The organism is Methanobrevibacter sp. 87.7 (assembly GCF_002208625.1).
GTDB lineage: Archaea > Methanobacteriota > Methanobacteria > Methanobacteriales > Methanobacteriaceae > Methanarmilla.
Map to the genome: position 1 here is coordinate 1 of NZ_MRCT01000003.1, position 12,245 is coordinate 12,245.

Genomic DNA, 12,245 nt, shown 5'->3' on the forward strand with positions numbered 1-12,245 from the left:
ATTATGAATATTAAAAAAATATTTTTAAAATTAATTAAATTATAATAAAAATAAAAAAAACAGTAAAAAAACACAAAAAAATAAAAAAAATAAAAAAATTAGATAATTTCATAAATCATTCTTAATGCATCAAGTAATCCATGAGAATACTCAATACAACCAAAAGCTGTTCTAAAATCTTCTTTTTCTAAATAATATTTAGAATCATTTTTATAATCAACAGCTCTATCATAAACATCTTTTTCTAATTTAGAAAATTCAATATCTGCAACTTGATTAAGATTTCTTTCAAGTTTTTCAATATCAACTTTAACTTTTTCTTTAGTCTCTAAATTATCCATAATATTCCTTCTGATTTAATCTTGTCTTTTTTTTCTACGAATTATTTTTTTATTAGAATTATCTAGGTCAAATGGAGCATCTTCTCCTTTAGGTCCATCATATTCATAATTTAATCTTAAACCATTATCTTTTTTAATATCCTCTTCATCAAATAAAGATTCAAATTCATCATCTGAAACAATATCTCTTTCAAGTGGTTCATCATCAATATTTTTAAGGGAATTAATTTTTTTAGATTCTTCTTTATCCATTTCATCTAATTTTTTTAAATCAATAGAAGAATCATCCTCTTTTTTATTACCTTTAGATAAAGTTACAGGATGTTTACTGAATCTGTTTTTTTCTTCTTCTGTAACTTTCCAAACATGATAAACCCTTTGACCAACAGTAAAGTAAGATAAGAACATGAGGAATATTAATATATATGTAAAGTATAATTGTTTATAATAATAACCTACAATTGCACCGACCATGATAATAATAAGTCTTACTGCACGTTCTGCGATACCTACATCACATTGAATTCCTTTAGATTCTGCTCTTGCTTTTACATAACTTACAGTAATTGCAGAATGTACTAAAAGAACTGCTATAAACCAAGTACAATATTTTCCAAAAGCAATTCCAATAATTATAATTGCATCAGAAAAACGATCCATAGTTGAATCTAAAAAAGCTCCAAAGTCAGTAGTCCTATTATGATATCTAGCAACAGCACCATCTAAAACATCAAAGAAACCACTAAATAAAATAACAATTGCTGCTTCTCTCAAATAACCTTTAGCAAAAAATATTGCTGCAGCTAAAGCGAAAAATGGAGAAATAACAGTTAAAATATTAGGATTAACATTTAATCTTTTAGCTATAGGATTTAATATCTTTGTTAAAAAGGGTCTTAAACTTCCAAGCATAAATTTAATTATATATTTTTATAAATATAAACTTTAGTTTTAATTATAAATAAAAGACATAAAGATTATGTTTTAAATATCCTATAATTTCTAAAATATAAAGAATTTCAAATAAAGGTAATAAAATGAAACGATTTAAATTAGATTCAGAAAATCCAGACATAGAATTAATTTATAAAGCTATTGACATCTTAAAAAATGATGGAGTCATTTTATATCCTACAGATACCATATATGGTTTAGGTGCAAATATATTCTCAGATAGTGCAGTAAGAAGAATATATAAAATTAAAGAAAGATCAAGTAAAAAACCATTATCTATTTTAGTTTCAAATTTTGATGGATTAAAATTAGTAGCTGAAACTAAAGGAAAAGAAGAAATTATAAAAAAATATTTACCCGGACCTTATACATTTATTTTAAGAAGAAAAAGAATAGTTCCATCAGTAGTTACATCTTATACCTCAAAAGTAGGAGTTCGCATACCAAATAATAAGATATCAAGACTTTTAAGTATGAACTTCCCAATAACAACAACTAGTGCAAATATTTCAAATAAAGAGGTTATGTCTAATCCTGATGATATTATGAAACAATTAAAAAAAGAAGTTGATTTAATAATTGATGTTGGAGAATTAAAATGTAAAAATCCATCTACAATTATTGATTTAACTAAAGATGAACCAAAAATCATAAGAGATGGTAGAAACTATAAAAACAGTAATTAAAATTTTAAAAATAATTTTTTATGATAAATAATATGAATTATATGTATACAAATTACTTTAAAAATATAAATATTTGAAGATTAACTTATTTAATTAAAAATAACTAGGAAAATATCTTATTAAAAAATAAAAATACTATTTTAGCATAAGCTTTTTTAAATATATTCATAGGAATTCCTGGAGCGAAAATATTATTTTCCAAATTATTTTTAATCCAAAATTCATTATCAATTTGAATATTATTATTATGAGTCATAGCTCTCCACATAGAATAATTTCTTATTTGATAAAAACTAGGACTATGTAATTTTTTAGAATTAACATCCTTAAAAAAATCAGAAGCAACTTTATCTAATTTATCCTTCATTTTATTATCTAGTTTATTTTTACCTGCAAATCTAAATGAACAGGAATAAACCTTATTTACACCAAAATTAAATAATGATTTTTTTAAATAATTCTCTACTTCTTTTTTACCAGAACCTTGTGTTGAAACTAGAACTAATGCTTTTTTATTAAAAAGTTTTGGTCTGTGATAATAATATGCAAAATGATCAAGCATATTTTTAATAAGCCCAGTTGGTCCAAGAACATATACTGGAGAAGAAAGAATAATACAATCAGATTCTTCAAATTTTCTAGCAATATTTTGGATAATATCAGAATTTGGACATTTATCTTCACCATTTAATATACAATTAAAACAACCTCTACAAAATGGAATTTTCTCCTTTTTAAGATGAATCTCATAAAATTCAACTTCACCTAAATTAGACATAGTATTTTCTACTTCTTTTACCATTGACCATGTATTTTTACGTCTTGGACTACCATTTATTACAAGACATTTCATAATAATCCCTCTAAATTCATAAAAATGAATATATTTTATTTAATAAATAAAGATATTGAAAATAAATAGAAAATAGAAAAAAATAGTTAAATTATTAAAAATTTATAAAAAACAATAAAATATTATTTAATAATTTTTAATCTATAAAAAGATAGGAATCAAATAAAATAGCTAAAATAACAATTAAAATATAAAATTAAGTAAAAAATAGTTAAAACTAAATAAACTACAAAAAATAGCTAAAAAAGATTATAAAAAAGAATAGATGAATAAATCTATTCATCCATATCTTCAAATCTAGGTTCAAGTTTTTTCATAACACCAGGTAAAGAAGTGTATTCCATTTCTTCACTAGGTAATCTATGTGGTTCGAAAGGACCATGTCTTCTAATATAACTAGCAGCTTTAGAAGCTAATTGTCTAGTTTCATCATATGCAGGATCATCAAAGATATCTACAGGTCCAATTAATTTAGCATCAGCAACTTGGAAACCTAAACCAATAATTCTAGGTGGTCCATCAAATCTTACCGGATTTGCATAGACTTCAGAAACAGGCATTAAAGGACCATTATGAGAACCTCTCATCCATCCACTTACCATATGAGGGAATGCAAATGCTTCATTACATTCACCTGCTGCAGGGAATCCTGATTGAGCACGGACAATAGCTGCAGGATCATCTTTACCTACATATTCTCCAGCCATTAAATTTAATCTTTCAGTACTTATTGAAGCTGCAATTTCTCCGTTTTTCTTCCATACTCTTTTAATTACATATCTTCCAGTAGAACCAATTAAAGCTAATAAGTCATAAAGTTCTTCAGGACAGTTTAAGATAACTTTTTTGTTTTCAATTACATCATAAACTTCAAATTTAAATCCATCATGTAATTTAGGGTCAATAACAAGACCAGCAGTGTTAAATGGATCAGCAAACATTTTATAAATAGGTAAATTAAATGCACCTGGTTCAGTTTTATCACAGCAATATACTATAATAGGATCACTTGGTCTTTCTTTAAATTCCATTTCAGCAATACCTGGACCCATACCTTTAATGTTACCTGAAAAAGTATCAGATAATAAATCTTGACCTGCACCATATAATTTCATTTCACGAGCAAGTTTTGTTGCTTCCATAAATGCATTATATGCAACTCTGTGAACTTCTTCATTAAGTTCACCATTTCTATGACTCATTATAAGATCTATATCATCTCCACAACGGGAGATGTAAAAATCATCAATAAGGGATTCTTCAACTGCATTGCTTAATACTTCTTCACATTTTTCCATCAATTCAGGATGAGAAACACAATGTCCAGAAACACTACCAATATCAGCTTTAATTACACTAATAGTTGTTTTCAAATAAGACACCTCAATATTAATGTTATTAACTTAAGATAAATTAAGTAAACCTTAACCCCATAAGTCAATATAAAGTTAATAATATATTTTAAGCTATTGCTCAAATTGTCAATATATTAAACACTATTATTTTTAATTAAAATGATATTTAATAATTATGTTTTTTATAATTTAAAATTAAAAAAGCAATAAAATAAATTTATATTAACAATATTCAATTTGTATATAGTAAAAATAAATAACCATATAAATTATTTTTTAATTAAAAATTTAAAAAAAATATGTTCATTTATAAAATAAAAAACTGAATAAAAATAATTAAAAAAAAATTATAAAAAGAAAAATAATTAAATTTTATTATTCTTTTTATCAATAAGAACTCTTGTTCTTTCACATAATTTTTTAACAAAATCTGTTGCAGGATTATTTAAAATATCTGAAGGAGTACCATATTGATCAATTACTCCATGATTAATTACTAAAACATGTTGACCTAAGAAAAGTGCTTCACCAATATCATGAGTTACAAATATAATAGTTTGATGAAATTGATTATAAATATCTTTAAGTTGTTTTTGAAGTTGTGAACGAGTAATCTCATCAATAGCACCAAAAGGTTCATCCATAAGTAATAATTTAGGTTCTGCAGCAATTGCTCTTGCAATACCCACTCTTTGTTGTTGACCTCCAGATAATTCATGTGGAAATCTATTAAGAAAAGAATCATCTAAACCTACATGTTTCATTAAAATAGAAAGTTTTTCTTTTTTATTTTTATTATAAGCTTCATCACTTTCTATATTTTTATTTTTATGGTTATTTTTTTCATCTTCACGAATTAAATCTGGAACATAATAAACATTTTCTGCAATTGTAAGATGTGGAAACAACATATTTCCTTGAATAGAATACCCAATTTGACGTCTTAATTTTACAACATCAATATCTTTAATATTTTTTCCATTAATAAGTATTTCACCTTTATCCGGAGTTATTAAACGATTAATCATTTTAAGCATAGTCGTTTTACCACAACCAGAACTACCTATAACTGTTAAAAAATCTCCACGTTTAATATTTAGATTTAAATTAGGAATAATTACATTATCTCCATATGATTTAGAGATATTATGAAATTCAATAATATTATCATTCATATTAACACTCCCTAAACTAATTTTCTAGATACTAAAAAGTTATGAGCAACCTGTTTAGGATCTTTTTTCTCTACATCTACTTGATAATTCATATACCTCATATCTTTAGTTGATATTTTTCCAGATAGTTTACTAATTACCGGAATTAAATCTGGATGTTTTGCTAAGGTTTTACCACTAATAACTGGACAACAGTAATATGAAGGGAAGAAATGTTTATCATCTTTTAATATTGTAAGATTTGAATTATATAATCTTCCATCAGTAGCATAAACTTCTACAACATCAATTTTACCTTGTTTAACAGCATCATACTTAAGATTTACATCTAAATCCATAGTATCTTTAAAGTTTAAGCCATAAGTTTTAGTTAAATTATCATATCCATCTGCTCTTGAGAAATAATCAGATTCTGCACCAAATACTAATTGATTAGATACAGGAACTAAATCTGAAATAGTTTTAAGATTATATTTTTTAGCTACACTATTAGGTACTGCTATCTCATAGGTATTAGAAAAACCATAAGTGTTTAACCAAGTTTCATTGTATCTATCTTTATATTGTAATTTAAGTGTATCAAACATAGATTCATTATATAAACCTGGATTTTTCAATATAACCATCCAACCTACACCAGTATATTCAGAATATACATCAAAATCACCTTTTTCCATACCTCGCTGAATAGTTGGTGATCCTCCTGAAACACCACTACTATAAGCTACTTTATAATTTGTATCATGTTCAATTAATTCTTGTAACATGTAACCCATAATATATTGTTCAGTGAAAGATTTTGATGCAAGATGAATAGTATCATGCCCTAAATTATCATATACTTCATAAGCACCTACACCTACAATAAGAATTATAATAATTGCAATAACTTTTTTGTTTTTAAATAAATTACCTATTTTTTTCCTAGAATGACCAACAGCAGTAATTCTTTCAATACCTGCTAAAATTAAATCAATACCAATAGCTAATATAGAAATTAAAATACTTCCAGCAACTACAAGAGTTATATTGTTTGTAGTAATTCCACGATAAATAGCTACACCTAAACCACCAGCTCCAATAAATGATGCAATACCTGCAAGAGCAATAGTCATAACAGTCATATTACGAATAGCTGACATTATATGAGGTAAAGCCAAAGGTAATTTAATTTTAAATAAAATTTGTTTATCTGTACTACCCATACCCCTAGCTGCTTCAATGATTTCTGGATTAATTGTTTTAATACCTGTGTAAGTATTTCTTACCATAGGTAAAAGACCATAAACAGTAAGAGCAATGATTGCATTTGTATCACCAACTCCAGCAACAGGAATCAGAAAACCGAGTAATGCAATTGAAGGAATTGTATAAATAATATTAACAAGTGTTAAAATCCATTTATTCTTAGGATATTCACTTACTGTAATACCAAGCCCAAGACCAATAATAATAGCCATAATTATAGAAACTATTGAAATCTCTAAATGTTCAATAGTTAATCCTAAGAAAAAATCAGACTGTGTTGCAAACATTGTTAATAACTCATTTAACATAATCTCACCTTTTAATTTTTTCCATTAGAATAAAATTTTAAGTTTTAAATTAAAAAACACTAAAATAACAGTGTTATTTAATTAATAAAAAATCATGCGCAAAAATGAATAAGAATAGAAAAATTTAGTTATTATTTTTACACTTTAAAAAAAAAATAAATTTAATATAAAATTGAAAAATATATAATATGAATTTACGGATAATTAAAAAAAATATTTTAGTAAATTATATATTCTTGTAGCTATATATGTAATCGAAATATTATAAACATTACTATCTTTTTTAAAAAAAAAAAATAAAAAAAATAAGAAAAATGTATAAACAAAATAAGAAAAATAAACAAAATAAATAAAAAATTATGGAAAAATAAGACAAAAATAAAAAACTAAAAAATAAATTAAAAAAATAAGTATATAAATAATTTAGAAAATAATTTAAAAATTAAAAAAAATAAATTAAAAATAAATAGAAGTTTATATAATTAAAAAACTATTTAATTCTTTCAATATTTTTAATAGCTTCAGTTAATTCTTCATCTTGAGAAACAGCTTTTTTAGCTTCTTCAAGACGATCTAATTCTGCATAAGTTTCAGGATATTTAGGTACTGCTTTACAACCACCATCATCTCTTTTAGAAATTTCAAAAGTACCTATTTCATCAGCAATTTTACTTGTTTCTAGTTTATCCATACCAATTAAAGGGCTTAAAATAGGTACTTCAACACCATAACGTGTAGCAAGAATATTTTTAAGTGTTTGAGATGCAACTTGACCTACACTACTACCATCAACAATAGCTAAAGCACCAAATTTTTTTGCAAGACGTTCAGCTGTTTTATACATACCAGATTTACATAAAACACATGTCATTTTTTCAGGACCTTTAGATTTACATTCATTAAGATAATGTCCATAAGGAATAGCATATCTTTTAATTGGTACACCTGAAGCATATTCTTCTAATGCATCAATTAAATCATTGAAATTTGCCTTACATTGAGGTGTTGTATATGGACTATTATCAAAATGAAGTGCAATAACTTCACATCCTCTTTTCATCATTAAATAAGTTGCAACAGGAGAATCAATACCACTAGAAATAAGACAAATAACTTTTCCTTGAGATCCAAGTGGAAGTCCACCCGGTCCTTCAATTTTTTCATGATAAATATATGTATTATCTTCTCTTACTTCAACAAATATTTCAACATCAGGATTTGTTAAATCTACTTTAAGAGGAATTGTATCAATAACAACAGATCCACAATATGCAGCCATTTCTTGTGATGTAAAATCATGATTACCAACACGTCTACATCTTATACCAAATGTTTTACCTTCTTTAAGTATTCCTTCATCAATAAGATAATTAGTATATTTAGTTAAAGTTTCTTTAATATTTTCTTTATCAGTTTTTGCTTTTTTAACTGGAGAATAAGAGACAATACCAAAAATTTTATTTAATTTATTTAAAGCATAATCAAAATCTTCAGGTTCAATAAATATTCTTCCACGTGTCCTCGTAATTTCTCCATCAATTGAAGCAGAAATATTTTTAACAAGTTTTCTTTCAAATCTACTTCTTACTTTATCACTTTTAAGTGCTAATTCTCCATATCTAATAATTATTAAATCATAATTCATAATATCTCTCCAAAAAATAAGATTAAAATTAAATATAATCTTAATTATATTAAATTAGACTTATAAAAAATCTAAAATAAAATAATATAATTTAAAAATTATACTTAATAAAAATATAACAATCATTATATTTATAATTTACAAATTAAATAAAAAAAATAAAGTTAAAATTTAGAAAAAATTAAAAAATAAATACTTAAAATAATAATTAAAAAAAAAAGAAAAAAATAGTTTTTAATTATTGAATTAAAGAGTAAGCTTTATCTAAAGCTTCTTCCATTTTTTCAGCTTTAGGTCCTGCACCTTGAGCTAGAGTTGGACGACCTCCACCTCCGCCACCAAGTAATTTAGCTGATTCTTTAATAATGTCATTAATTTTAACACCATTTGAAATAGCTTTATCAGATGCAGCACCAACTATTTTTCCTTCATTGTTTCCAATAATTACAACATCAGCATTACCTTTATCAGTGAAATCTGTTGCAATATTTTGAAGATCTTTAATATCTCCATCAATAATTTCTTTTAAAACTTTAATATCATTTACTTCTTCAACATTATTTATTAATGTAGAAATTTTTAAAGAAGCAATTTCATCATTAAGTTTACTAATCTCATTTTTATATTGTTTCCATTCTGTAAAGAATCTATTACATGTTTTTGGAAGTTGTTCTGGAGTTACTTTAAATGTATTAGAACTTTCTCTTAAAAGTTCTTTATCATTTTGAACAGATTCTACAGCTGCAATACCTGCAGAATACTCAATCCTTTCAACTCCATCTTGAACTCTTTCAGTTTTATGGATTTTAATCATACCAACATCACCAGTTTTAGGTACATGAGTACCTGCACAAGCTTGAACATCAATACCTGGTATTTTTACAACACGAATATCATTACCTGGTACTACACCACCTTGATATAAAGTTAATCCATATTTTCTATCAGCTTCATCTCTTGAAAGCCATTTAATATTAAGTTCAACATTATCCATTACATAAGAATTAGCGATTTTCTCAATTTTATCAAGTTCTTCTTGAGAAATACGTTTATAATGAGATAAATCAATACGAGATTGTTTAACTCCTTTTTGTGCACCAGCCTGCCAAATATGATTACCAAGAACTTTTTTAGCAGCTGCTACAACAAGGTGAGTTGCAGTATGATGTCTTGCAAGAGAAATTCTTCTTTCCCAATCAATTTCTCCTTTAGCAGTCATACCAACAAGTGAATTAAGTTCTGCTTCTAATGATTTTAAATCAGTGTTTTTATCAGTTTTAATTTGATGTAAAACAATATTATTGATTTTTTCAGCATATGAAATATCATATTTTTTACCATTAATCTCAAGGTATCCTAAATCAGATGGTTGACCTCCTCCTTCAGGGTAAAATATTGTTTGATCTAAAATAACATTAAGTTTACCTTCTTTTAATTCAACACCTAAAACTTTAGCTTCAAATTCTTTCATATAAAAATCTTTATAGAATAAAAGATCAGTTTCTGGATAGTCAAAGTGATATTCTTTTTTAATTGGAGTATCTTCTTTTTCATGCATATCTGCAACTATAGTAAAGAAATTATCAGGAATATTTACTTCAAAATCATCACCTGCAAGTTCTTTAACTACTTCAGGAGGCATACCTTGAGCATCATATAAACCAATTAAAGTATCTAAAGGCATTTCAGTTTTTCCTTCTTTTTTAAGGTTTTTAATTGTTCTTTTAACTGTTTTTTTACCTTTTTGAATGGTTTTAGCATATCTTTCTTCTTCAAGATTTACAACATTCATAATATGTTCTTGAGAATCACTAATTTCAGGATAGAAATCTTTTAAGAAATCTAATTGTATTTCCATAACATCAGATAATGATTCTTTCATATCTAATTGTTTCATGAAACGAATTGTTCTTCTTAAAATAAGTCTTGCAAGGTAACCTTCTTTTACATTTGAAGGAATAATACCATCAGCTAACATAAATGCTAAACAACGAGTATGATCTGCAATAATATATATTGCTTCCATAGGTTCAGAAGATTCAAGAAGTTCATCCATTGAAATATTTAATTTATCTGCAACTTGTTGTCTTAAAGCTCTTAAATCTGCAAAGTTTTCAATATCCATTAATCCAGCAACTCTAGCACTTTCTGCTAAAACTTCTTCATTAACTTTAACATTAGTAATTTCTTTAAGTTTTTCAATAACTGGTGCAAAACATGCATCATAAGCAGTAGGAGTTCCTTGAGAAATCCATGTAATACGTTCAAGACCATAACCAGTATCTACAACTTTAATAGGTATTTCTTCTTTTTCACCATTTTCTAAAGTTTTATATTGCATAAAAACAAGTGTAGCAAGTTCTACTCCTCTACAATATACTTCATAACAAGGTCCTTCATTACCTCCACCTTGCCACCAAGATGGAATAAATGTAAGTTCTTTAGTATCAATTCCAATACTTTCAAAAAATTTATGACATAACTCAATACATCTATCTTCCCAGTAAATAAAATGATCTGGTTTATTTATTACAGTATGTGAACCCATTGTAAAACAAGTCATATGTCTACCAGTTCTTCCAACATTATCTACATCATTAAGCCTAATAGAAGGTTGTGCAATTTCTAAAGGATTTGCAGGAGGTTCAACTATACCTGAAGTAATCCATGGTTGGAAACAAAATATAGAAGCACCTACTAAAAATACATCATCTCTCCATCTTTTTGCAAGAATAGGATAACGAGGTATTGCAGTATGTCCTTCACTTTCTAAAAATTCTCTAAATGTTTTTTGAATTTCATATAAATCATATGGTTTATCTGTAGCAGGATTTCCAATAAATTCATATTCATCACATGGAGCATCCCCACAAGTATCTCTTTCAACTTGTGAATAGAAATCATGACCACATTTTTTACATGTATATTTTTTATATCCTAATTTGTCAAATATTTCCATTATATCCACTAAAAAAATAATTTTTAAAAAAAAATGATAATAAATAATTAAAAAATTATCTAAAATTTCATAATATTAATATATTAATCTTTTTAATATTTAATATTTTAATTATAAAATTAGAATTTCTTAAGGATAATATTAGTTTTATATTAATAAATTTAAAATTTAAACTAAAATTTGAAAATGAAAAAACAATAAAAACAGACAAAAAACAGACAATAATAAAAAAAACAACAAAAAACAGAAATAGATTAATAATAAAAAGTTTTCACAAAAAAGATAAGAGAAATTAGCTTTAAAACTAATTTTACTCTTAGAAAAAATAAAGAAAGTGAAAAATACACTTATCCGAATAAAGCACCTAATCCAGCTGCTGCTTCTTCTTCAGCTTCTTCTTCAGATTCTTCTTCCTCTTCTTCTTCCTCTTCTTCAGCTTCTGCTGCAGGAGCTGCTGCTGCAGCTGCAGGAGCTGCTGCAATAGCGGAAGTTTCGATAGCTTCATCAATGTCGACGTCTTCTAAAGCTGCGATTAAAGCTTTTACTCTAGATTCATCTACGTCTACACCAGCTGCTTCGAGAATTTTAGTTACGTTTTCTTCATTAATTTCGTTACCAACAGTATGCAAAATCATTGCCGCATATATATATTCCATGTTATCACCAATATTTTTTCTTAAAAATGTATTTAGGTTTAATTTAAAACAATAAAAAATTTTAA

At 25.8% G+C, this 12,245-nt stretch carries 9 protein-coding genes and 1 pseudogene; 1 reads left to right on the plus strand and 9 read right to left on the minus strand.

The window, feature by feature from the left end; genetic code table 11:
• Positions 1 to 98: 98 nt before the first annotated feature.
• Both BGI41_RS00255 and pgsA read right to left on the minus strand, forming a co-directional pair.
• Positions 99 to 341, minus strand: a complete 243-nt coding sequence (locus BGI41_RS00255) for a DUF357 domain-containing protein (protein WP_088538252.1) — start codon at positions 339 to 341, stop codon at positions 99 to 101.
• A gap of 357 nt (positions 342 to 698) precedes the next feature.
• Positions 699 to 1,253: pseudogene (pgsA, locus tag BGI41_RS08715) on the minus strand (archaetidylinositol phosphate synthase); the annotation flags it as partial.
• A gap of 125 nt (positions 1,254 to 1,378) precedes the next feature.
• Between pgsA and BGI41_RS00265 the strand changes: the two are divergent.
• Positions 1,379 to 1,981: an L-threonylcarbamoyladenylate synthase gene (locus BGI41_RS00265; RefSeq protein ID WP_088538254.1), complete on the plus strand. Its 603-nt coding sequence runs from the start codon at positions 1,379 to 1,381 to the stop codon at positions 1,979 to 1,981.
• 103 nt (positions 1,982 to 2,084) lie between these two features.
• On the opposite strand, the gene BGI41_RS00270 is transcribed toward BGI41_RS00265, so the two are convergent.
• From BGI41_RS00270 to rpl12p, 7 genes are all read right to left on the minus strand, one after another.
• Positions 2,085 to 2,834: a flavodoxin family protein gene (locus BGI41_RS00270; RefSeq protein WP_088538255.1), complete on the minus strand. Its 750-nt coding sequence runs from the start codon at positions 2,832 to 2,834 to the stop codon at positions 2,085 to 2,087.
• A gap of 275 nt (positions 2,835 to 3,109) precedes the next feature.
• Positions 3,110 to 4,207 carry a fructose-1,6-bisphosphate aldolase/phosphatase gene (gene fbp / locus BGI41_RS00275; protein ID WP_088538256.1) on the minus strand — a complete coding sequence of 366 codons (1,098 nt, stop codon included), beginning with the start codon at positions 4,205 to 4,207 and terminating at the stop codon, positions 3,110 to 3,112.
• 347 nt (positions 4,208 to 4,554) lie between these two features.
• Positions 4,555 to 5,364, minus strand: coding sequence for an ABC transporter ATP-binding protein (locus BGI41_RS00280; RefSeq protein WP_088538257.1), 810 nt, complete (start codon positions 5,362 to 5,364; stop codon positions 4,555 to 4,557).
• An 11-nt stretch (positions 5,365 to 5,375) separates the two neighbouring features.
• On the minus strand, positions 5,376 to 6,920 hold the full coding sequence (locus BGI41_RS00285; RefSeq protein ID WP_088538258.1) for an ABC transporter permease/substrate-binding protein: 1,545 nt from the start codon (positions 6,918 to 6,920) through the stop codon (positions 5,376 to 5,378).
• A gap of 490 nt (positions 6,921 to 7,410) precedes the next feature.
• The gene (thiI, locus tag BGI41_RS00290) at positions 7,411 to 8,565 is read right to left on the minus strand and encodes a tRNA uracil 4-sulfurtransferase ThiI (RefSeq protein ID WP_088538259.1); all 1,155 of its coding nucleotides are present in this window, start codon (positions 8,563 to 8,565) and stop codon (positions 7,411 to 7,413) included.
• Positions 8,566 to 8,803: 238 nt separating this feature from the next.
• On the minus strand, positions 8,804 to 11,524 hold the full coding sequence (gene alaS, locus BGI41_RS00295; protein WP_088538260.1) for an alanine--tRNA ligase: 2,721 nt from the start codon (positions 11,522 to 11,524) through the stop codon (positions 8,804 to 8,806).
• Positions 11,525 to 11,871: 347 nt separating this feature from the next.
• Positions 11,872 to 12,180: a 50S ribosomal protein P1 gene (rpl12p, locus tag BGI41_RS00300; RefSeq protein WP_088538261.1), complete on the minus strand. Its 309-nt coding sequence runs from the start codon at positions 12,178 to 12,180 to the stop codon at positions 11,872 to 11,874.
• Between the last annotated feature and the right edge of the window lie 65 nt (positions 12,181 to 12,245).